At 65.0% G+C, this 22,722-nt stretch carries 19 protein-coding genes; 11 read left to right on the forward strand and 8 right to left on the reverse strand.

Features of this window, described 5'->3' with window-relative positions; all coding sequences use genetic code 11:
* Positions 1-55 precede the first annotated feature (55 nt).
* Positions 56-778 (forward strand): acetoacetyl-CoA reductase, encoded by a 723-nt coding sequence (gene phbB, locus GGQ89_RS00635; RefSeq protein WP_184103262.1) that lies wholly within the window; start codon positions 56-58, stop codon positions 776-778.
* A 156-nt stretch (positions 779-934) separates the two neighbouring features.
* On the opposite strand, the gene GGQ89_RS00640 is transcribed toward phbB, so the two are convergent.
* Positions 935-1,273, reverse strand: a complete 339-nt coding sequence (locus GGQ89_RS00640; protein ID WP_184103264.1) for a glycine zipper 2TM domain-containing protein — start codon at positions 1,271-1,273, stop codon at positions 935-937.
* A 190-nt stretch (positions 1,274-1,463) separates the two neighbouring features.
* On the opposite strand from GGQ89_RS00640, the gene GGQ89_RS00645 reads away from it, so the two are divergent.
* A complete protein-coding gene (locus tag GGQ89_RS00645; RefSeq protein ID WP_184103266.1) occupies positions 1,464-2,474 on the forward strand; it encodes an esterase-like activity of phytase family protein in 1,011 nt (336 codons plus the stop codon).
* A 182-nt stretch (positions 2,475-2,656) separates the two neighbouring features.
* Here the strand turns inward: GGQ89_RS00645 and rpmB are convergent, their stop codons facing one another.
* Positions 2,657-2,965 carry a 50S ribosomal protein L28 gene (rpmB, locus tag GGQ89_RS00650; protein ID WP_056432158.1) on the reverse strand — a complete coding sequence of 103 codons (309 nt, stop codon included), beginning with the start codon at positions 2,963-2,965 and terminating at the stop codon, positions 2,657-2,659.
* 184 nt (positions 2,966-3,149) lie between these two features.
* On the opposite strand from rpmB, the gene GGQ89_RS00655 reads away from it, so the two are divergent.
* Positions 3,150-3,374 (forward strand): hypothetical protein, encoded by a 225-nt coding sequence (locus GGQ89_RS00655; RefSeq protein WP_184103268.1) that lies wholly within the window; start codon positions 3,150-3,152, stop codon positions 3,372-3,374.
* A 62-nt stretch (positions 3,375-3,436) separates the two neighbouring features.
* Positions 3,437-3,865, forward strand: a complete 429-nt coding sequence (locus tag GGQ89_RS00660) for a nucleoside deaminase (RefSeq protein WP_184103991.1) — start codon at positions 3,437-3,439, stop codon at positions 3,863-3,865.
* A gap of 7 nt (positions 3,866-3,872) precedes the next feature.
* Here the strand turns inward: GGQ89_RS00660 and GGQ89_RS00665 are convergent, their stop codons facing one another.
* Both GGQ89_RS00665 and GGQ89_RS00670 read right to left on the reverse strand, forming a co-directional pair.
* Positions 3,873-4,079, reverse strand: a complete 207-nt coding sequence (locus tag GGQ89_RS00665; RefSeq protein WP_184103270.1) for a hypothetical protein — start codon at positions 4,077-4,079, stop codon at positions 3,873-3,875.
* Positions 4,080-4,230: 151 nt separating this feature from the next.
* Positions 4,231-4,908, reverse strand: a complete 678-nt coding sequence (locus tag GGQ89_RS00670) for a YiaD family glycine zipper/OmpA-like lipoprotein (RefSeq protein ID WP_056432149.1) — start codon at positions 4,906-4,908, stop codon at positions 4,231-4,233.
* Positions 4,909-5,052: 144 nt separating this feature from the next.
* Between GGQ89_RS00670 and GGQ89_RS00675 the strand changes: the two genes are divergently transcribed.
* The gene (locus GGQ89_RS00675; RefSeq protein WP_184103272.1) at positions 5,053-6,354 is read left to right on the forward strand and encodes a hemolysin family protein; all 1,302 of its coding nucleotides are present in this window, start codon (positions 5,053-5,055) and stop codon (positions 6,352-6,354) included.
* 367 nt (positions 6,355-6,721) lie between these two features.
* On the opposite strand, the gene GGQ89_RS00680 is transcribed toward GGQ89_RS00675, so the two are convergent.
* The 3 genes from GGQ89_RS00680 to purD all read right to left on the reverse strand — a co-directional run bounded on the left by GGQ89_RS00680 (position 6,722) and on the right by purD (position 9,374).
* Positions 6,722-7,279: a hydrolase gene (locus GGQ89_RS00680; protein WP_184103274.1), complete on the reverse strand. Its 558-nt coding sequence runs from the start codon at positions 7,277-7,279 to the stop codon at positions 6,722-6,724.
* Between the two features lie 34 nt (positions 7,280-7,313).
* Positions 7,314-8,033 (reverse strand): hypothetical protein, encoded by a 720-nt coding sequence (locus tag GGQ89_RS00685; protein ID WP_184103276.1) that lies wholly within the window; start codon positions 8,031-8,033, stop codon positions 7,314-7,316.
* Positions 8,034-8,096: 63 nt separating this feature from the next.
* The gene (purD, locus tag GGQ89_RS00690) at positions 8,097-9,374 is read right to left on the reverse strand and encodes a phosphoribosylamine--glycine ligase (protein WP_184103278.1); all 1,278 of its coding nucleotides are present in this window, start codon (positions 9,372-9,374) and stop codon (positions 8,097-8,099) included.
* Between purD and xseA the strand changes: the two genes are divergently transcribed.
* From xseA to GGQ89_RS00705, 3 genes are read left to right on the forward strand one after another with little or no spacing between them, the layout of a single operon-like run.
* Positions 9,373-10,794, forward strand: coding sequence for an exodeoxyribonuclease VII large subunit (xseA, locus tag GGQ89_RS00695; RefSeq protein ID WP_184103280.1), 1,422 nt, complete (start codon positions 9,373-9,375; stop codon positions 10,792-10,794). The genes purD and xseA overlap by 2 nt on opposite strands.
* A gap of 17 nt (positions 10,795-10,811) precedes the next feature.
* Entirely contained in the window at positions 10,812-11,012 is a 201-nt protein-coding gene (locus tag GGQ89_RS00700; protein ID WP_056432488.1) for a DUF2093 domain-containing protein, read from the forward strand.
* Positions 11,009-11,893 carry a M23 family metallopeptidase gene (locus GGQ89_RS00705; protein WP_184103282.1) on the forward strand — a complete coding sequence of 295 codons (885 nt, stop codon included), beginning with the start codon at positions 11,009-11,011 and terminating at the stop codon, positions 11,891-11,893. The genes GGQ89_RS00700 and GGQ89_RS00705 overlap by 4 nt, the downstream gene beginning before the upstream one ends.
* 4 nt (positions 11,894-11,897) lie before the next feature.
* Here GGQ89_RS00705 and GGQ89_RS00710 read toward each other — a convergent pair whose 3' ends face one another.
* Positions 11,898-12,332, reverse strand: coding sequence for a hypothetical protein (locus tag GGQ89_RS00710; protein WP_184103284.1), 435 nt, complete (start codon positions 12,330-12,332; stop codon positions 11,898-11,900).
* 325 nt (positions 12,333-12,657) lie between these two features.
* Between GGQ89_RS00710 and GGQ89_RS00715 the strand changes: the two genes are divergently transcribed.
* The 3 genes from GGQ89_RS00715 to GGQ89_RS00725 all read left to right on the forward strand — a co-directional run bounded on the left by GGQ89_RS00715 (position 12,658) and on the right by GGQ89_RS00725 (position 22,652).
* Complete coding sequence (locus tag GGQ89_RS00715) at positions 12,658-15,528, forward strand: TonB-dependent receptor domain-containing protein (RefSeq protein ID WP_240456556.1); 2,871 nt, start codon at positions 12,658-12,660, stop codon at positions 15,526-15,528.
* Positions 15,529-15,894: 366 nt separating this feature from the next.
* On the forward strand, positions 15,895-18,966 hold the full coding sequence (locus tag GGQ89_RS00720) for a TonB-dependent receptor domain-containing protein (RefSeq protein WP_184103286.1): 3,072 nt from the start codon (positions 15,895-15,897) through the stop codon (positions 18,964-18,966).
* 419 nt (positions 18,967-19,385) lie between these two features.
* Positions 19,386-22,652 carry an outer membrane beta-barrel protein gene (locus GGQ89_RS00725; RefSeq protein WP_184103288.1) on the forward strand — a complete coding sequence of 1,089 codons (3,267 nt, stop codon included), beginning with the start codon at positions 19,386-19,388 and terminating at the stop codon, positions 22,650-22,652.
* Positions 22,653-22,722: the final 70 nt, after the last annotated feature.

The following is a 22,722-nucleotide window of genomic DNA, read 5'->3' on the forward strand; positions in this document are numbered from 1 at the left end:
ATTGCAGAGGGCGCATGCCCCTTTTAAGCCACAATCGAAATTTGGGAGAGGTTGAATGGCACGGGTCGCGATTGTGACGGGTGGTACGCGCGGTATCGGCGAGGCGATCAGCCTGGCCCTGAAGGAGGCGGGCGTGACCGTCGCCGCCAATTATGCGGGCAATGACGAGCGTGCGCGCGAGTTCTTGGAGCGCACCGGGATCAAGGCGTATAAATGGGACGTCGCCGATTATGACGCCGTGCAGGCGGGTGTCGCCCAGGTCGCCGAGGAACTCGGCCCGGTCGATATCGTCGTCAACAATGCGGGCATCACCCGCGACGGCACGCTGCTGAAGATGACCTACCAGATGTGGAAAGAGGTCATGGACACCAATCTGGGCGGTTGCTTCAACATGGCCAAGGCGGTGTTCCCCGGCATGCGCGAGCGCAAATGGGGCCGCATCGTCAACATCGGCTCCATCAACGGCCAGGCGGGTCAATATGGCCAGGTCAACTATGCCGCCGCCAAGTCGGGCATCCATGGCTTTACCAAGGCGCTGGCACAGGAAGGCGCGCGCGTCGGCGTGACCGTGAACGCGATCGCGCCGGGCTATATCGACACCGACATGGTCGCCGCGGTTCCCGCCGACGTGCTGGAGAAGATCGTCGCCAAGATCCCGGTCGGCCGCCTGGGCCAGGCGCATGAGATCGCGCGCGGCGTCGCCTTTCTCTGCTCGGACGAGGCGGGCTTCGTCACCGGCTCGACCCTGTCGATCAACGGCGGTCAGCATATGTATTGATAGTGTTCGCCTGCATTCCTCCCCTCGCAGGGGAGGAATGCGTTTGAAGGCAAAAACGCCGACCTCCGGTAGGGAGATCGGCGTTCCGTCCTCGATACGCTACGCGAGAAAACTGGGGCGGGTGGGGCAGATACAGGCTCCGCCCGCCCTAACTGTTTAGCGGCAATAACCCGGACGGCCCGACCGCTCGATCGCGCGGCCCGCCAGCGCACCGGCACCACCGCCGATCAGCGTGCCCAGCGTGCGGTCGCCATCGGTGTCGATGGTCCGGCCTAGCAGGCCGCCCGCCACCGCACCGACGATGGTGCCGGTCGTGCCCGAGCGGCGGCACTTGCTCGCCTGATACTCGGCGCGCGCGCCGTCGTTATAGCCGCGATCATAGCGATCCGAATGATGGGCCCGGCGATAGCGGTGCGCATCCGCGGCGGTCGCGGGCAGCACGGCGCCACCGATCATCGCCATTACGGTCGCCGCCAGGGTCAGGGTCTTCATCATGGTCTCACTCCCGAAACTCGTGTCGATCGACGGTCCCGTCCGTCGTCGTTGCACTGCTTCTGGCCGCTTCGCGTTGAGCGCTTCCTGAATGTCCCCGTTATCCGCCGTTCAGGCAGCGACGCGTCCGGTCGGGGCAGCAGTAGGGCAGCGAAAGGGGTGTCGTGCTGCGCTGCAATGCGTATGAGGCACCATGCGCATTCTGCTCTCCTGCCTGCTGATATTGGCCCTGGTGCCGGGATGGACGGGCGAGCAGCGGCTGGCGCTGTTCGCGGGCAAGCCGCAGATGGATGTGCACCGGGTCGAGCTGGACCCTCGCGATCCGTCGCGGCGGCGGGTCGGGGCGCTGACCTATCTGGGCGGTATCGCGCTGACGAGTCGCCTGCCTGCTTTCGGTGGCTATTCTTCACTGACCGTGACGGGGGACCAGTTCCTGCTGTTGAGCGACGGCGGCAACATCATCCGCTTTCGTATGGGGGCGGACTGGCAGCCGCACGATCTGCGCTTTTCCAACCTGCCCGCCGGGCCCGGCACGGGATGGCAGAAGGAAGATCGCGACAGCGAGTCGCTGGCGGTCGATCCGAAGACGGGCCAATTCTGGGTGGGGTTCGAGGGTTATAACCAGATCTGGCGTTATACGCCGGATTTCGCCCGCGCCGAGGGGCGTGTCGCGCCACGCGACATGAAGGACTGGCCGCCCAATGGCGGTGCCGAATCGCTGGCACGGATGCCCGATGGCCGATTCGTCACCATTTCCGAAGAAGGCCGGGTGCGCCGCAAGGCCTGGCGCGGCAGCGACGAATCGCGGCGCAACAGCCGTCAGGCGCTGATCTTCCCGGGCGATCCGCTAAAGGGCCATGCCCGGCGCTTCGCCTATCGTGCGTCGCCGCACCATGACGTCGCCGATGCGGCCGCGCTGCCCGACGGATCGCTGGTGGTCGTCGAGCGGCGCTTCCGGCTGCCCTTCCGCTTCTCGAATCGCATTATGCTGGTCCCCGCCCCACAGATCGCGCCGGGGCGGGTGGCGCAGGGGCAGTTGCTCGCGGAACTCGATTCGCCGCTGATCCACGATAATTTCGAAGGGGTGGCGGTGACGCAGGAAGCGGGGGCGACGATCCTGTGGCTGGTGTCGGACGACAATCAGCTGTTCCTGCAGCGCAACTATCTGTTGAAGTTCCGGCTGGAGCGCGAGGCGATTCGCTAGCGCTTCAGCGTGGCCTTCGACTTCGCTCAGGCTGAACGGAGGTTGTTAGGCGGGGCCTAATCCCTCGCTCCGTTCAGCCTGAGCGACGTCGAAGGCCAAGGGATAACCTCAAATCCACAACGACGAAAACCCGCCGCTCCGGGGAGCGGCGGGCTTCAACCCGTCAACCGACGCGTCGCTGATTAAGCGGCGGCGGCTTCGGTCTTGGCGGCGGCCAGCTTCTTGACGACGTCGCGCTTCAGGCGACGCACGCGCAGCGAAAGCTGATCGTCCGAGGTCTTGACCAGCCAGTTGTCCAGGCCGCCATTGTGCTCGACCGAGCGCAGGCCGTGGGTCGAAACGCGAAGACGGACGCTCTTCTCGAGCGAGTCCGAAATCAGCGTGACGTTCTGCAGGTTCGGCAGGAACGTACGCTTGGTCTTGTTGTTGGCGTGGGAAACGTTGTTACCCACCTGCCGGCCCTTGCCGGTCAGCTCGCAAATGCGCGACATGATCGTTATCCTGGTTTCAGGCAGTGCCCGGAAAGGCCGCGCCGATACCCCGTCCGGGGGGTGGCGTCAACCGATTCCCCGCAATCGCCCCTGCAATTCGCGACGATCAGCCATGCCGATCGCCGGTGCAACTGCGCTTCGTCGGCTGCGTTGTTACGGCAACGAACCTTTGGGAGCCAGGATCATGCGCGCTTTTCTCGTCCTGTTGGGCATCGTCCTCCTGCTGGCCGCCGGAGCCATGGCGATGGGCTGGATCAGCATCGACCAGACCCGCCCGGCGGTCGTCCAGGCGCCCAGCTTCCGCGCCGAAGGGCCCAAGGTGTCGGTCGGCACGACTCAGAAGACGGTCGAGGTGCCGACGGTGAGCGTCGAAAAGCCCGCCGACGCGACCCAGACCAACGTCCAGTAAGCGCCCTTGCCCGGATGACGGGCGCGGGGCAGGGAGGGACGATGTTTCCGCTCCCCGCCCCGATGCGCGCCGCGCTCGATGCCGCTATCCAGGCGGGGCTGGCGGGCGAGGTGCCGGTAGGTGCGGTGGTGGTGCAGGGCGGTACGATCATCGCGACCGGCGCCAACGCGCCCCGCCGCCTCCACGACCCCACCGCCCATGCCGAAATCCAGGCGATTCGCGCGGCGGCGCTGGCGCTGGGGCGGGACCGGCTGGAAGATTGCGAACTGTGGGTCACGCTGGAGCCCTGCGCCATGTGTGCGGGCGCCATCGCCCATGCCCGAATCGCCCGGCTCTATTACGCCGCAAGCGACCCCAAGGGCGGCGCGGTAGAGCATGGCCCACGCTTCTTCGGCCAACCGACCTGCCATCACCGGCCAGAGGTGTACGCCGGGATCGGTGAGGGGGAGGCCGCTGACCTGCTCCGCAACTTCTTTGCGGTGCGACGATAGGGCAGCCTCAGGGGCCCTTGCGATTATGGAAGAGGCGAATCAGCAGCATCGCGACAATGGCGCTCATTCCGCCGACGATGCCCGCACGGAGCGCGGAGTGGGGCGCAATCTCCCATGCATCTAGGATCAGGAGCGCGGCAAAGACCAGTATCCCGGTCAGCAGCGCGCCAGTCCGCGTGTTGGCAGAAGAATTCTTGTCCGGTCCTTGCGGCATGCGGCTCGTCTGCCCTTTTACGGAAAGAGTGATCCAACACGGGCCAGTAGAGTGTGTCCGCCATGACGGAAGCATGACGGCCCGATGAAGTAGAAAGGGGCCCGGGCGATTTCTCGCCCGGGCCCCTTTCCTCAAGCCGATGGCGATCGGATCAGCGCAGATCGCCCTCGCGGATCGGCACGATCTTGATCTCGACACGGCGGTTGGCGGCGCGGCCTTCCTCGGTGTCGTTCGACGCGATAGGCTGCGACTTGCCGAAACCGCGCGTGCCGATGCGGGCGGGCTGCACGCCGCGCGACGCCAGATAGTCGGCGACCGACGTCGCACGCTGCTCCGACAGGCGCTGGTTGTATTCCGCGCTGCCGGTCGAATCGGTGTGGCCGTACACGTCGATATAGGTCTGCTTATACTGCGACAGGATGTCGGCGACCTGGTCCAGCGTCTGGCGGAACTGCGGCTGCACCTGCGACGAATTATAGGCGAAGGTGATGCCCGAGGGCAGGTTCAGCAGCAGGTCGTCGCCCTGGCGGACCACCTGCACATCGGTGCCCGCGGTGCGCGCGCGCAGGTCGCGCTCCTGCTTGTCCATATAGGCGCCGATGCCAGCCCCCGCGAGGCCGCCGATGCCAGCACCCAGAATCTTCTCGGTACGGTCGCGACGACCGCCGACCAGATCGCCGAGCAGATAGCCACCGACCGCACCGCCGATGCCGCCGATCGCGGCCTTGGACAGGCGCTGCTGCCCCGTCTCCGGGTCAGTGGTGCAGGCCGAGGTGGCGACGAGGGCGGACAGCGCGGCGGCGGTCAGAAATTTGGCGGGCAGTCGCATAAACATGATCCTTGTTAGTTTCGGACGGCGTCTCGACCCCCGGAACGCCGCGTCGGACCGCCTTGTTCCGCAGGTGAACTGAACGGAACATGACGACAGGAGTTGTCGAAGCCCTGTCCGGCCCGCTATGAGCACCCCATAACGATGGCAACGCTGCCCCCCTTTCCGTGGATCGACGTCCTCATCATTCTCGCGCTCGTCGCGTTGAATGGCGCATTCGCGATGAGCGAGCTGGCGATTGTATCGTCTCGCCGTGCCCGCCTGGAGGCGATGGCGCGCAGCGGACGTAAAGGGGCGCAGGCCGCGCTGACGCTCGCCGCCGATCCGGGCAAGTTCCTGTCGACCGTCCAGATCGGCATCACCCTGACCGGCATCATCGCGGGCGCCTATTCGGGCGCCAGCCTGGGCACGCCGACCGCCGCCCGGCTGGAGGCACTCGGCGTGTCGCCTTCGACCGCCGCGACCCTGGGCTTCGCGCTGGTCATCGGCCTGACCACCTATGCCTCGCTGATCCTGGGCGAACTGGTGCCGAAGCAATTCGCCCTGCGCAAGCCCGAGCCGATCGCCGCCTTCGTCGCGGTGCCGATGCGCTGGCTGGCGGTGGGCACCGCGCCGATCGTCTGGGTGCTCGATTCGACCAGCGGGGTGATCTTCAAGCTGCTGGGCCTGAACCGCGACAATGAGGATCAGGTGACGGCCGAGGAGCTTCACCTGATCGTGGCCGAGGCGTCCAAGTCCGGCGTGATCGAGGAGCATGAGCGCTCGATCATCTCGGGCGTGGTGCGGCTCGCGGACCGGCCGGTGCGCGAGGTGATGACGCCGCGCACCGAGATCGACTGGCTGGACTGTACGCTGGACGACGCGGCGATCCGCGCCAAGCTGCTCGAAAGCCCGCGCACCCGCCTGCCGGTGGGGGAGGGCTCGATCGACGCGGTGGTCGGCGTGGTGCAGGCGCGCGACATCGCCATGGCGCTGTTCCGGGGCGAGCCGCTCAACCTCAAGCACCTGATGCGCAAGGCGCCCGTCGTGATCGACCGGATCGACGCGATGGACGTGCTGCTGGCGCTGCGCCAGGCCGAGGTACCGATGGCGCTCATCCATGACGAGTATGGCCATTTCGAGGGGATCGTGACCCCGTCCGACCTGCTGGCCGCGATCGCAGGCGAATTCGCCTCCGACGCCGATCCGGGCGAGGCGCCCTCGGTAGTCGAGCGCGACGACGGTTCGCTGCTGGTCGCGGGCACCATGGCGGCGGACGCTTTGGCCGACCGGCTCGGCATCGATCTACCCGACGACCGCGACTATGCGACCGTCGCCGGGCTGGCGCTGGCCGTGTTCCGCCACCTGCCGGGGGAGGGCGAGAGCTTCGTCGAACAGGGCTGGCGCTTTGAGGTGGTGGACCTGGACGGGCGGCGGATCGACAAGCTGCTGGTCAGCGAGGCTTGAGGAACGGCACGCTCCGATAGCGGACATTCGATAGGCTGGTGGTGGTGTCCGATGGGAAATGAAGACCCGTGGTTCGTCATCGTCTTGGGGATGATAGCCGTTCTGGTCATCGCGATCGCGATTTTTATCCCGGTCAAGTTCGTCCAAATAGCAGTTCGGGACTGGCGATCGGTTGGAAAGCGGAAAGGCAGCTGACGCTCAACGGGCCGGACCGTAAAAGTCCTGATGCTATTTTAGACCGTGATGAGGTAAGATGGACTCACCCCTCCCCTTCAGGGGAGGGGCTCAGCTTGGTTCAACGCAATGTCATCACGGTCTAACGGCGCATTGGTCGATTTCCATCATTCCCGGCCTTTGCTCGCGCCTGTCACGCCAGTTCAATATCCCCCGACGCCACGACCCGCGAGAACAGCGGGAAGATGTGCTCGATGGCAAAGGCATGGAGTTCGGCCGAGCGCGAGGCGCAGGCGTCCTCGGCGATAACCACGTCGTAGGACAGTTCCCAGGCCGAGCGGGCGGTCGATTCGACGCCCATGTTCGTCGAGATGCCCGCAATCACCACCGTGCGTACCCCACGCCGCCGCAATTGCAGGTCCAGGTCGGTGCCGGTGAAGGCCCCCCAATGATGCTTCAGCACCACGATGTCGCCGGGCTGGCGCAGGTTGGGGAGCAGTTCGCTGAAGGCGGGCGGCGTGCCCTCTGGCGGCAGGCTGGGGCGGTCGGCGTTGAGGCTGGGCAGCGTCTCGGGCGTGAAGCCGACATGGACCAGCACGACCGGCGCGCCCGCCTTGCGGAAGCGGGCGGCGAGCGTCTTGGCGGTCGCCACCACCTCGTCGCCGGATCGCGGACCGCCCGCATGTGGTACGATGCCCTGTTGCAGGTCGATGAGGATAAGGGCGGTGGTGCCGGGATCGAACGTGGTCATCGCGCCTCAACCGGCCGGGCGGCGGGGCGTTCCGTCAGAGCCGCCCGAACACCGCCTCGAACCCCGCACGGTCGCCCGCCGCCAGCAGTCGCGCCTGTTCCAGCCAGCGGTCGCGCGCCATGCGGCCCGAAAAGGCCCCCAACTGCGCATCGAGCGCCTGCGCTTGTGCCTCGCTGAGCGCAGCCATGTCGCCGACCGTGGTTATGCCATGTTCGGCCAGCTTCTGGGTCAGCTTGGGCCCTAGGCCCTTGAGCAGTGTGATCGGCTGATCCTCCGGGCGTGCCGGTTCGGCAGGAGGATCAGCAGGAGCGGGCGCGGCTTCGGCGGCCGGGCTGGCGGTCATCGGCGCGGCGGCGGCGACCGGCTCGTCGTTCAGCGGCTCGTCCGCGATCATCGGCTCTTCGGGCGCGCTGGGCGTCGGCATGACCGGGGGCGCGACTGGCGCTGGCGTCGGGGCCGGGGCGGGCACCGGTACAGGCGCGGGCACGGGCGTCGGGCTCGCCTTGGGCTCGGTCAGCGAGGCTTCGCTGATCGGCTTGTGGTCGGGCTGGCGCACCGACAGCCCGGCTTCCTGCGCATTTTCCTCCACCCGGCGCGCGGCCTTTTTGCGGCGGTGCTTCAGGCGCATCCCGACCACGATCATCGCGATCGCCGCCAGCGCGACGATGGCGAGCAGGACGAAATGGATGGTCGTGATGGCCGCCACGCCATCGGGGATGAGGCTTGTCGCCGGTGCTGCTGTCGTGTCGTTCATGGCGTTACCCTATTGTCCACCCATTGGCCCCGGGGCCCGCGTCGCGAACCCCAATCACTGGGATCAAGCCTCGGTTCCCGCTTCGCGCGCAACCTCGCGCCAGCCGATGTCGCGGCGGCAGAAGCCATCGGGGAAGCGGATCGCATCGACCGCGCGGTATGCGGCGGCCTGGGCCTCGCCCACCGTCGCGGCGCTGGCGGTCACGGCCAGCACGCGGCCACCGCTGGCGACCAGCTGTTCGCCGTCCATCCGGGTGCCCGCCTGGAACACCACCGCGCCGGTCGCCTCGGCGGCGTCGATCGCGTCGATGCTGCCACCCGCCTTGGGCGTGCCGGGATAGCCCGCGGCCGCCATGACGACGGTCAGCGCCGGGTCCTCCGAGAAAGCAGGCGCAGGCAGCTCGGCCAGCCGCCCCTCGGCCACCGCCAGCATCACCGCCAGCAGATCGCCCTGGAAACGCAGCATCAGCACCTGGCATTCGGGATCGCCGAAGCGGGCATTATACTCGATCAGCTTCGGCCCCTGCTCGGTCAGCATCAGACCGGCATAGAGCACGCCCGAAAACGGCGTCCCCTCGGCGCGAAGCGTATCGACGGTCGGACGGACGATCCGGTCGATCGCTTGGCTCTCCAGCTCGGGTGTCAGGACGCGCGCGGGGCTATAGGCGCCCATGCCGCCGGTGTTCGGGCCGGTATCGCCATCGCCGACACGCTTGTGATCCTGTGCCGATCCGAAGGGCAGGAGCGCTTCGCCATCGGTCAGGACGAACAGGCTCGCCTCTTCGCCCTCCAGGAATTCCTCGATCACCACCTCGGCGCCGGGGACCGAGAACAGGTCGGTGATCGCGCCCTCGGCCTCGGCCTTGGTGAAGGCGACGGTCACGCCCTTGCCCGCCGCCAGGCCATCGGCCTTGATGACGACCGGCAGACCGAAGGTGCCGGCAAGCGCGGCTTGCGCCTCCGCCAGCGTATTGACGCGGACATAACCGGCGGTCGGGATGTCGGCGCGGCGGCACAGGTCCTTGGTGAAGCCCTTCGACCCCTCCAGCTGCGCGGCAGCCTTGCTCGGCCCGAACACCGGGATGCCCTCGGCGCGCAGCGAATCGGCCAGGCCATCGACCAGTGGCGCCTCGGGGCCGACCACGACCAGGCCCACGTCATGCTCCTTGACGAAGGTGACCACGGCGGTGTGATCGGTCGCGTTCAGCGCGACGCAGGTCGCGTGCGCGGCGATACCGGGGTTGCCGGGCGCGGCGTAGAGCGTATCTAACCCGTTCGACTGTGCCAGCTTCCACGCCAGCGCGTGTTCGCGGCCACCCGATCCCAGCAGCAGGACGTTCATGCCCGATCCTTATCCCTATGACGAAAGTTCGAGGCTGGTAGCCGAGGAGATCGCCGGCGACAACGCGCTCGCGCTATCGGTCGGCGAACTCAGCCTGAAGCTGAAGCGGATGGTGGAGGGCGAATTCGGTCATGTCCGCCTGCGCGGCGAGATTTCCGGGTACAAGCGCGCCACCTCGGGCCATGTCTATATGAGCCTGAAGGACGAGAATGCGGTCATCGACGCGGTGATGTGGAAGGGCGCGGCGAACACGTTGCCCTTTCAGCCGCAGGACGGGATCGAGGTGATCGCCACCGGCCGCCTGACCACCTTCCCCGGCCGATCCAAATACCAGATCGTCGTCGAGCGGATGGAATTGGCCGGTGCGGGCGCGCTGATGGCGTTGTTCGAGAAGCTGAAGGCGAAACTGGCGGGCGAGGGGCTGTTCGCCCGCGAGCGGAAACGCGCGCTTCCCTTCATGCCGCCGGTGATCGGCGTCGTCACCTCGCCGACCGGCGCGGTGATCCGCGACATCCTCCACCGGCTGGAGGATCGCTGCCCGACCCATGTCATCGTCTGGCCGGTCAAGGTGCAGGGCGAAGGCTCGGCCAAGGAGGTCGCCGCCGCCATCCGAGGCTTCGACGCGATCGCGCCCGGCGGCCCGGTGCCGCGACCCGATCTGGTGATCGTCGCGCGCGGCGGCGGCTCGATCGAGGATCTCTGGTCGTTCAACGAGGAAGTCGTTGTCCGCGCTGTGGCGGACTGCTCGATCCCGATCATCTCGGCCGTCGGGCATGAGACCGACACGACCCTGTGCGACTATGCCGCCGATTTGCGATCTCCGACCCCGACGGCGGCGGCGGAGATCGCGGTGCCGGTGCTCGCCGACCTGCGCCTGACGGTCGCCAGCCATCGCCAGCGTACCGAGCGCTGCGCACGCCGCTATGTCGAGCGCGGCCGCGAGCGGCTCGACGCGATGGCACGGCTGCTGCCCAAGCGCGACCAATTGCTGGGGCCGCAGCGCCAGCGGGCGGACGAGGCGGGGGCGCGGCTGGATCGCGGGCTGGAGCGGCGGGTGACGCTGGCGCGCGGCGGGCTGGACCGGGCAGGCGCGGCGCTGCGCCCGGCGATCCTGGAGCGCCAGGTCGAGCGCGGGCGCGACCGGTTGGCCGCGACCTGGCGGCTGGTCCAGTCGCTCAACCCCGACCGTATCCTGGAGCGTGGCTATGCCCGCATCACTGCACGGCCGGGCGGCGAGACCCTGTCCTCGGCGGAGGCGGCGCGGGCGGCGGACACGCTGACCCTGCGGTTCCGCGACGGCACGGTGGACGTGGCGGTGGAGGCGGCCGGGCTTGAGCGGCCCGCCGCCAAAACCTATGACAAGCCCAGGCGGGAGCAGCAGCCCAAACAGGACAAGCCGGATCAGCCGACGCTCCTTTGACCGCGAAAGAGACCAACATGCTGATGTCGAACACCGATCGCCCCGCGCGGCTTCACTATATGGCCAATGGCTTTCGTGTCCTGTCGCCGGGCGATCATGTCGTCTGCGCGGTGACGGGGCGGCGCATTCCGCTCGAAGACCTGAAATATTGGAGCGCGGCGCGGCAGGAAGCCTATGCCGATGCGGAAGCGACCGCCAAGGTCCTCGCGCCGCAATGAGGGCGTGGGGCGTCGGGACGCTGGTGTTGGCGCTGACCGGATGCGTCGCGCCGGGTGAGCCGATGGTGGCGCCGCCCACCGCATCGACGCCGCGCCCGGCGCCGCCCGCCGTTGCCCCGCCCGTGACCCCGTTCCGCTGGACCGGGCAGCTGAGCCAGGGCGGCCTGATCCGGGGGCAGGCGCCGACCGGCGCGGTATCGGTGGCGCTGGACGGACAGGCCGTTCCGCTGGCCCCGGACGGCGCCTTCCTGGCCGGGTTCGACCGCGACGCTGGGCCGTCCGCCGAGCTGCTTGCTACCCTGGCCGACGGACGACAGGTGCGGCAGCCGCTGACCATTGCGCCGCGCGACTGGCGGATCGAGCGGCTGAACACGCTGCCCAAATATCCCGTCCCCGATCCCGAGTTTCAGCGGCTGCGTCCCCCCGAACTCGCCCAGATTCGGGCCGCCCGCGCGCTGGCGACCGATGCGGAGGGCTGGCGTCAGACGCTGACATGGCCGGTGACGGGCCGCATCTCGGGCCTGTTCGGGGCGCAGCGCGTCTATCGCGGCGAGCCGGGCAGCTATCACTCCGGCACCGACGTCGCGGTTCCCACCGGCACCATCGTCCGCGCGCCCGCCGACAGCGTCGTGATCCTGGCCGCACAGCAGCCCTTCACGCTGGAGGGGCATCTGCTGATGCTCGACCACGGCCAGGGGCTGAACAGCGCCTTCCTGCACCTGTCGCGGATCGATGTCCGCGTCGGCGATCATGTCCGCCAGGGCCAGCCGATCGGCGCGGTCGGTGCCACGGGTCGCGCGACCGGCCCGCATCTCCACTGGAGCCTGCAATGGCGCGGCCGCAAGCTCGACCCGTTGCTGGTGACGGGGCCGATGCCGTGACGGGTTATTCGACCCGTTCGATCCGCACCGCCAGATTATTATCGAACGATGCCCGGAAGCTGCCCATCGCGGCCTTGAAGATGCGCACCGACTGACCGACCTCGGGATCGAACCGGGCTTTTTCGGTGGTGCGCCACACACCGCCCTGTTCCAACCAGACGGTCCATTGGTCGCGACCATAACGGGCCAGCCGGACCACCTTGGAGCGGACTTCCCGAATTTCGGGTTCCTTGGCCTCGTCGCGACCGAATAGCTGAATCTCCGGCAGGCGCAGGCCGAACAGCGACTGCCGCTTCTGGCGGACCTCGCCGCGGTCGAGCACGACCATCTGTCGGTCGATTCGAGCCTTGGCCAGCGCCGTCGCCGCCTGGTCGAAACAGGCCAGGCGGCGCTCCGCATCGCCGACCGTGCGACAGGCAGTGATCTGGTCGATCAGCAACGCGGATTGTCCGGTGTCCGCCGCGTCCTGCGCGGCGGCCGGGGCTGTGCCCAGAGCCGTCCATCCTAAGACTATGACAAATATGGACTTTGTGGGTTTCATTGCCTTCATTTTACGCCTTTTGCCCTTCCTGCCGCCCGACACGTCCTGTGTCAGTTTTGTCACTAGATTGCGAAAAGCCACGCCATTTTTGCTGTTTGTGCGTGTTAGATTGTTGCCTGATGTCAGAACTATTGCATAAACCTTAACTCAGTCGATGGCGCGCGTCTCCCGCGTGAACATCGCCGATCCGCGAAGACGGATGAACAAAAAAAGGGGTTAGAATATGAAGGGAATGCGTTCGCGCTTGCTCGCAACGACGTTCATGCTGGGTGCCTTCACGATCGGCACCGCAGCCCAGGCGCAGACCGCGCCAGCCACAGGCGGTAACGCCGACGTCACCACCTCGCCCACGACGCAGCAACCCGAAGGCGGCGAAGTCGTCGTCACCGGTTCGCGCATTGCCAGCCGCACCCTGCAGACGGCCGCGCCGGTCGCAGTCGTCGGCCAGGAAGAGTTCCAGCTGTCGGGCTCGGTGAACGTCGAGTCGGTCATCAACACTCTGCCGCAGGTGATTCCAGGTTCGACCGCCTTCTCGAACAATCCGGGCGGCGGCGTTTCGACGCTGAACCTGCGCGGTCTGGGCTCGCAGCGTACGCTGGTGCTGGTTAATGGTCGTCGCTGGGTTTCGTTCGACACGTCGCAGGTCGTCGACCTGAACACCATCCCGTCCTTCCTGCTGGAAGGCGTCGACGTCGTGACCGGCGGTGCATCGGCCGTGTACGGTTCGGACGCAGTCGCGGGTGTCGTCAACTTCCGTCTGCGGAACAACCTGAACGGTGTGCTCGCAGGCGGCCAGTATGGCATCACCGAGCGTGGCGATGGTCGTCGTTACGAAGGCTATCTCGCAATCGGCGGCAATCTGGGCGATCGCGGCCATGCGACCGTTTACGGCGAATATTATAACCGCGCATCGATCTATCAGGGCGCACGCGACTTCTCGCGGGAAGCCTTGGGTGAGAATGCCACCGCGACCGGGCTGATCCCGGCGGGTTCGTCGACCACGCCGTTCGGCCGCGTCACTTCGACCTATTCGGCGGCGAACTGCCCGGCCGGCAACGTCTTCTGCTCGCCGGGTGCCTATTTCACCGCACCGGGTGTCAGCCGTCAGCGTCAGTCGACCGATCTCTACAACTTTGCGGTCGACAACTATCTGATGGTGCCGCAGGAGCGCTATCTGGTCGGCGGCTATGCCGATTACGAGTTCAAGGACGGACACACCGCCTATATCGAGGGCACGTTCGTCAACAACCGCGTCGCCAACGAGCTGGCGCCGACCCCTGTCACCGGCACGTTCAACGTCAACATCAACGCCGTTTCGCCGTTCCTGTCGGCGGCTAACATCGCTTCGCTGCGTCAGCTGGATGCGATCGCCGCGACCGGCAATACGGTCGGCGACGGCATCGTGCCGCTGGCGATTCAGCGTCGTATCAACGAAGCGGGTCGCCGCAATTCACTCGACGAGCGTAACGCGTTCCGTCTGCTCGCGGGCGTTCGCGGTGACATCACCGATTGGCTGAACTACGACGCCTATTACTCGTACGCGCGGACCCGCAACGCCAACGTGCAGCGCGGCAACATCTCGCGTTCGGCATTCCAGGCTGGCCTGAACGGCACGGCCAGCGCAATCAACGTGTTCGGTCCGAACACGTTGACCCCGGCGATGCTCGACCAGATCACCATTTTGGCACAGAACGGCGATACGTCGGTGCTGCAGGTGGCCAACGCCTCGGTCTCCGGTTCGCTGTTCAACCTGGGCCTGGGCGGCGAAGATGTCGGGTTCGCGCTCGGCGGCGAATATCGCAAGATGGCGTCGGAGTTCATTCCCGACACCGCCCTGTCGTCGGGTGACGTGATTGGCTTCAACGCCGGTGACGCGACCGCGGGCAGCTATAACGTCAAGGAAATCTTCGGCGAAATCCGCGTGCCGCTGATTGCGGACAAGCCGTTCTTCCATCGCCTCGAACTGCACGGCGCAGGCCGTTATTCGGACTATTCGCTGGCGGCCGTCGGCGGCGTCTGGACCTATGCGGGCGACGTGACCTGGGCACCGGCGCGGGACATCATGTTCCGCGGTCAGTATCAGCGTGCGGTGCGCGCGCCGAACGTCGGTGAGTTGTTCGGTGGTCAGGCGACCGGCTTCTATCAGGCGCCGGACCCCTGCGCCCAGGCGTCTGCCGCCAACAACGCGACGCTGCGCAACCTCTGCATCGCGACGGGCGTGCCCGCCGCGTCCGTAGGCAACAGCAACGTTCAGCTGAACACGCAGATTCAAGCCACCGTCGGCGGCAACCCCGCCCTGCAGCAGGAAACGTCGGACAGCATCACCGCTGGTGTCGTCCTGACCCCCAGCTTCGTGCCGGGTCTCTCGATCCGCGTCGATTATTTCAACATCAAGGTCGATAACACGATCTCGCAGCTGGGCGGCAGCGTCTCGAACGCGCTGAATCTGTGCTATAACGTCATCCAGAACGTCAACAGCGTCTATTGCCAAGCCTTCCAAGGCACCCGCAACGCGCTGGGCCAGTTCGACGGCACGATCGCGCCGCAGATCCTGAACGCCAATGTCGGTCGTCTGCAGGCCGAGGGTGTAGACTTCGCTGCCGACTATAACACCCGCCTCGGCTTCTCGCTGTTCGGCGGTGGCGAGACCCGGTTGAGCGCGATGGTGCAGGGCACCTACACCATGCGCAATAACCTGACGCCGGTTCAGGACTTGCCGAACGAGATCAACCGCTGCGCAGGTAAGTTCGGTCTGATCTGCGGCACGCCGACGCCGAAGTGGAAGTGGACCTCGCGTCTGTCGCTGCTCGACGGTCCGACCACGATAAGCACGCGCTGGCGCCACCTGTCGGGCGTGCGGGACGACGATCCCTCGACGACCTATTTCGTCGAGCGTATCCCCGCCTATGACGTGTTCGACCTGAGCTTCGCGTTCGACGTCAACAACAACATGAACTGGTCGTTTGGTATCAACAACTTGTTCGACAAGAAGCCCAAGGTGCTGGGTTCGAACCAGGAACAGTCGAACACCTATCCCGGCGTCTATGACGTGCTGGGCCGCGACTTCTTCGTGGCGGTGCGCTTCAACTTCTAATCCTTCGTTCTAACCCGCGAAGGGAGGGCGGTGGATCTACGGGTCCGCCGCCCTTTTTTTGTGCCTGGGTTATTCCGCTCGTGAATGGCTAGAGAGCATATTACGTCAAAAATATTGTCGCAAAATGTATCAAAGATGTGACCGCGACCTTCACCTACAATCGATATCATGACCTTGCGTAAGAGTGTATGTCCCATCCGTCATGGCGTAACGCTCGGTCGCCCGTTGCATTTCTCCCATCTTTACAATGGCATTGCTCCGTACCAATCAAGCAACATTCAGTTACGGAACGGAAATTCCGTTTCATGGAGTCAGGTAAGCCGGCGAGCCGAAATCGGACGCCGGACGGGAAAAAGGGTATAGACCATGACCTATTCGTGGATGGGGCCGCGCAAGCTGGGCCTGTTGGCCACCGTTGCGCCGCTGTCGATGCTGTTGGGCGCGCCCGCGTTGGCGCAGAGCGTGCCGGCCGCCAATCAGAATGCCGAAGCCAATGCCCAGGTGGCGCAGGGCGCCGAACAGGCGGACGCGGGCACCGGCGGCGATATCGTCGTTACCGGCTCGATCATTCGCGGTGCCGATACCGGCGTGTCGCCGGTCTCGACGATCACCGCCGAGAATCTCGACGTGCGCGGCATCAACACGGTGCAGGCGGGCATCCAGGCGCTGGCATCGAACAACGGCCCGGCGCTGACCAACTCGTTTACCGCCAATGGCGCCTTTGCGAGTGGTGCCTCGTCGGTGTCGCTGCGCGGTCTGTCGACCAATTCGACGCTGGTGCTGTTCGACGGCCTGCGCGCCGCCTATTACCCGCTGTCGGACGACGGCACGCGCAACTTCGTCGATCTGAACACCATTCCAGACGACATCGTGGACCGCGTCGAAGTGCTGCGCGACGGCGCCTCGTCGAGCTATGGCGCGGACGCGATCGCGGGTGTGGTCAACATCATCACCAAGCGTTCGGTGAAGGGCGTGATGGGACGCGCCGAGGCGGGTATCTCGCAGCGCGGCTATAACGCCAACCAGCGCGTCTCGCTGACCGCAGGCACCGGCGATCTCGATGAGCAGGGCTATAACGCCTATGTCAGCGGCTTCTATTATCGCTCGGAAGGCGTCCGCGCGAGCCAGTTGCCCGCGCCCTACAACACCAGCGACGAGCGCGGCATCTGCTCCAACCGCACCGGCTCGCTGGTTTGCGGTCCGAACAACATCGCCAACGGCCTGGACGCGAACAACCAGTTCACCAACGGCTTCGCGATCAACACGCCGAACTTCTATGTCCGCCCGGCGGATGCGACCAACACCACCGCGCTCGGCCGCTATCAGCTGCTGAACCCGGCGGCGGGCTGCCTCACCGGCAATCCGTACAACCCGACCGCGGCCGAGCTGGCGCTGCCTGCCAACGCCACCGCACCGGGTACGGTCTGTCAGGTCGACACCCAGCGCCTGTACGGCAACATCACCCCGGACATCGAGCGTGTCGGCGGTTCGGCGCGCTTCACCGCCAAGATCGGTGACACGTCCGAAGCCTATCTGCAGGTCAATTTCCAGCAGGCGACGACCAGCTATACCGGCACCCCGACGGTGATCCGCGCCAATGCCCCCGCCGGTATCCTCTTCCCGCAATATTCGACGTCGCAGAACCCGACATCGGCGATCGATCCCAACTCGGCGATCCTGGCGCTGCCGGTCTATGTCTGCCCGCGCACGACGGTCGGCGCGTGCAACGTGACCAACGGGACGCTGAACCCGAACAATCCGTTCGCCGCCGCAGGGCAGGTGGCGCGTCTGGTCGGCCAGCTGCCGAACAGCTTCGAATCGACCAACACCCGCAGCCGCGTCTATCGCGCCGCCTTCGGGATCAACGGCACGATCCTGAACGACGTCGACTATCGCTTCGATGCGACCGCGATGCACACCGATCTGCGCCTCGAGCAGAACGGCTATGTCTACATCCAGCACCTGCTCGATGTGATCAAGGACGGCAGCTACAATTTCATCAACCCGGGCCAGAACAGCCAGGCGACGCTGAACTATCTGACGCCGACCAACATCACCAACGACAGCTCGGACCTGCTCCAGGCGCAGTTCACGCTGGGCAAGGCGATCATGACCCTGCCGGGCGGCGACCTGCGCGTGGCGGTCGGCGGCTCGATCTTCTACGAAGCGATCGACGCCCCCAGCGCCAATTCGGACGAAAACGGCCCGACCCAGCGCTATTTCCGCCTGAATGCATTCGGCACCAAGGGCAACCGCACCGTCTCGTCGGCTTTCTATGAGGTCAACGCGCCGGTCGTCGATCAGCTGACGCTGAACGCCTCGGGTCGCTATGACCATTATTCGAGCGGTCAGAGCGCCTTCTCGCCAAAGTTCGGTGCGATCTTCAAGCCGATCCGCCAGGTGACGCTGCGCGGCACCTATTCGCGCGGCTTCCGCATCCCGTCCTTCGGCGAGGCGAACGCGCTGCCCACCACGGGTTATGTGACCCAGTCGCTGAGCAGCATCCCCGACGCCTTCCTGAGCCAGTACAGCATCAACCCGGGCGCGGGTCAGATCTGTTCGCAGAAGACGCCGACCAACTGCTCGGGCTATATCTCCAACTACTCGATCGGCCAGACGACGCTGGCATCGCAGGATCTGGCGCCTGAAAAGTCGCGCAGCTTCACCGCCGGTATCAAGGTCGATCCGGTGCGCGGCCTGTCGCTGACCGTGGATTACTATAACATCCGCAAGACCGGGGCGATCACCACGCCCGACCTGTCGCCTGCGATCGCCGCCTATTATGCGGGCACCGCGATCCCCGGCGGCTTCACGGTCATCCCCGATGCGGTCGACGTGAACAACCCGAACGCCACGCCGAAGATCGCCTTCGTCCGTTCGCAGCTTATCAATGCCCAGACGATCAAGTCCGAAGGCATCGATTTCGGCATGAACGGCTTTTACGATTTCGGCTCGTTCCGCTGGAACACCAACCTGAACGCCAGCCTGATCCTGGAGCTGAGCACGACGGTGGACGGCAAGCGCCAGACCTATGTCGACACGCTGGGCAACTTCAACCTGACGGCCGGTTCGGGCACGTTCGAGTGGAAGGGCAACTGGGTCAACACCTTCGACTTCGGCGACTTCGCACTGACGGGGACGGTCAACTACACCTCGGGCTATGACCTGTCGGCCATGGACCAGGGCGACGCGTACAAGGATTGCGGCCAGGCCCCGGCCTATTTCGGCTGCCGCGTGAAGAGCTACATCACCGCGGACGCGAACGCGTCGTTCAAGGTCAACGACAAGTTCACATTCTATGTGAACGTCCTGAACGTCTTCAACCGCCTGCCCCCGGTCGATCCGGTCACCTACGGCGCGTATCTGTACAATGCGGTGCAGGGCGGCGACGGCATCTTCGGCCGCCAGTTCCGCGCCGGCGCCAAGTTCAACTTCTAACCCCAGGGTTCGCTTCGGCGGATCCCCCTTGCAAGGGGCGGTTCCTACGGGAGTCGCCCCTTTTTCTTTGGGCGCGGTAAATGGCAAAATGTTGATATGTGTATTGTATCACTATGTCAGCAAAATCATATATACTGCCTTGCTGTCCTAATACCCTGAGTGTGGTATTGAATTAGGTCGCCATGACGGATCAGCCCAAATTTAGAGCATGTTTTGGAGAAGTATGACCGTAATTGTAGCAATCGTTCGGCAGCGAATCTTAAACTGTTGCATTTTCGCAAGGTCTAGCGCCTAAAAAGAATAATATATCAAAAATCCTTTGCAGCCTGACGTCATTTTCCTGACATATGTTGGTCATCGCTTCTTCACGAGGCGAATTGAGATGCGCCGATCACGGCGTTCTTGAGGGGGAATAGAACGTGACGGAAAAAGGGTTTTTCTCGAAGGCTGTGCTGCGCCACGGCGCCGCGCTTCAGGCGTTGGCGATCATCGGTGCGGGCGTTGGTACCATGGTGGCGGCCGCTCCGGCCGCTGCGCAGGACTATACGCAGGTAAACGCAACCGGCCGCGTCATCGGCACGGATGGCAAGGCCATCGGCGGTGCGACGGTAACGGTGACGTCGGCGGCACAGGGCTTCAGCCGCAGCGCGACGACGCAGCCTGATGGTTCCTATGTGATTACGGCGCTGCCGCAGGGTACCTATAGCTTCACGATCAGCGCGGACGGCTTCGACAGCTTCACCGATCCGGCCGTGCGCCTGATTCAGGGCCGTGCTGCGAACCAGTTCAATCTTCAGCCGGTGAACGCCGAGACCGGCGGCGACATCGTCGTGACCGCAGGCCGCGTGCAGGTCGTCGATTTCAGCAGCAACACCATCGGCCAGACCGTCGACGTGGCGGACCTGGCGACCCGCGTTCCGGTGAGCCGCGATCTGACGTCGGTCGTCCTGCTGGCGCCGGGCGCTGTCGGTGGCGACAATCGTTTCGCCGCACTCCCGTCGATCAACGGGGCGTCGATCTCGGAAAATGTGTATTATATCAATGGCCTGAACGTCACGCAGTTCCGCAACGGGCTCGGTGCGGCGGGTGTCCCGTTCGAATTCTATCAGACGGTCCAGACCAAGATCGGCGGTATCCCGGCAGAGTTCGGTCGCTTCACCGGCGGCATGATCAACAGCACCACCAAATCCGGCTCGAACGAGTGGCATGGCGGCGTGCTGTTCAACTGGCAGCCGAACAGCCTCCTGTCGAAGACGCGCAATACCTATGCGGCGGACAACGACTCGTACTATTCGGATCGCCACGAGTTCATCGCGCAGCTCTCTGGCCCGATCATCAAGGATCATCTGTTCTTCTACGGTCTCTACAACGCTCGCGATATTCGCTACGGCCAGGGTTATACTGGAGTCGCATCGGCCACCGGCACGGGTGCCAATGGTTGCGCCAGCAACCCGGCGCTGTGTGCCAATTTCGCTGATCTGAATACCTTCAACCAGCAGATCGTCGGCACCTCCTATAGCCAGAATCGCAACACCAGCCCGTTCTGGGGTGGCAAGATCGACGCCGTCATCGTCGACGGCCAGCGGCTCGAGGCGACCTATTGGAATACCACCGGTCGTCGGATCGAGAATGTCTATGGCACCAGCCGCTACACGCTGGCGAGCGGCCTGCGCTATAATCTGAACACCAACAATCCGGGTGGTTATATTGCCACCAATATCTACCAGTCGGGCGGCGAAAACTACGTCTTCCGCTACACGGGCAGCTTCACGCAGTGGCTGACCCTGTCGGCTGCCTATGGTGTGAACAAGAACCGGGATACCACCGAGTCCAGTCTGCCCAACCTGCCGTCGGTGACCGACCAGCGGAACGGGGCCAATAGCGGTATCGGCAACACGCTGAGCAACGCATCGCTCAATTTCGACAAGCGTACCTTCTATCGCGCGGATGCCGATATCCGGTTCGAACTTCTGGGATCGCACCACATTCGCGGCGGTTACGACCGCGAAGATCTGGACGAAAATTCGATCAGCGTCGCCAATGGTGGCGCGCAGTACACGCTGTTGACGGCTTCGGGCGCGGCAACGACGATCGATCCGGTCATTGGACTGCCGGGCGGCACGAGCTACATCAAGGGGCGTGTGTTCCGTACGGGTGGTCAGTTCTCGACCCGCAACACAGCCTTCTACGTTCAGGATGATTGGCATCTGCTCAACGATCGCCTGAACCTGAACCTTGGCATCCGTAACGACCGGTTCGAGAACAAGAATGGCGACGGGCAGACCTTCTTCCTCGCCAAGAACCAGTGGGCGCCGCGCCTGGGGGCGAGTGTCGATCCGCTCGGTGATGGTCGCACCAAGTTCTTCGGGTCGTACAGCCGCTACTTCATCCCCGTTGCGGTGAACACCAATGTCCGACTGGCGGGCGGCGAACTCGATTACGACGCCTATTACCAGTTCGCCGGGCTGATGGCCGACAACACGCCGATCCTGGGCGCGCCAATCACGACCGGCGCTGGCTTTACCGCCTGTCCGAACAATTCGCCCGCTGGCACGGCATGCAGCCTGCGCAACGACGGGACCGTGCCGAGCACGGCATCCGTGGTGGCATCGAATCTGAAGCCGCAGTCGGTCGACGAGATCGTCTTTGGTGTGGAACGTCGGCTTGGTAACCGGATCAAGGTGGGCTTCAACTTCATCCAGACGAAGCTGAACAACTCGCTGGAAGATGCGGCGCTCGATCAGGCGATCGTCCCCTATTGCATCTCGCAGGGTAAGGCGGCGGCGGATTGCCGTTCGATCTGGAACGGCGTCCATCAGTTCGCGCTGATCAATCCGGGCCGCGACGTGGCGGTTACGCTGAGCGATCCGCTGCCGGGCGAAGCAAACCCGCGGACCGTGACCTTGTCGGCGGCTTCGCTGCAATATCCGCAGGCACAGCGCACCTATCGCGGCGTCAACTTCACGTTCGAACGTGAATGGGACGGCAAGTGGTCGCTGAACGCGAACTACACCTACTCGAAGAACTACGGGAACATCGAAGGCGGCGTCCGGTCGGACAATGCGCAGTCCGACGCCGGTCTGACGACGGCCTTCGACCTTCCGGTGCTGGTCAACGGCACTTTCGGGTATCTGCCCAACGATCGCCGCCACAATTTCAAGGCATGGGGCTCTTACAAGTTCGCGGACTGGCTGACGCTCAGCTTCAACGGCTCGGTCAGTGCGCCGCGCAAGTTCGGCTGCTACGGTCGTCCGCCAGCGAGCGCCGATTTTGACGCGACGGCGCCGGGCGGTATCACCGGCCTCTACTACACGACCAGTGGTGCCTATTGTAACGTCGCCAACGGTTCGGTCGTTCGTAATCCCAGCGGCTTCACCGTTATCAACGATCCGTTCAATAGGGTGGGTGGTGTCCGACCCAGCACGTTGCAGGTCGTGAACCGTGGGTCGCAGCTGAAGTCGGACTGGCTCGCGCTGCTCAATCTGGATGCGACGATCGCAGTGCCGACCGACGCCTTCAACGGCTTTGTCCGACTGTCGGTGTTCAACGTCTTTAACTCGAGGCCTGTGCTGCGTGTGCAGGAAACGGGCACGACCTCGGCGGGGGCACCGCAGCCTGTCTATTCGCTGCCGACTTCGTACAATGACGGCCGTTCGGCGCGTATCCAGTTCGGCGTGAACTTCTAACCCCAGGGTTTGCTTCGGCGAACCCTGCTCGGGGGCGGTCCTTGACGGGCCGCCCCCTTTTCTTTGGCCG

It is taken from the genome of Sphingomonas yabuuchiae (assembly GCF_014199595.1).
In the GTDB taxonomy this organism is placed as follows: Bacteria; Pseudomonadota; Alphaproteobacteria; order Sphingomonadales; family Sphingomonadaceae; genus Sphingomonas; species Sphingomonas yabuuchiae.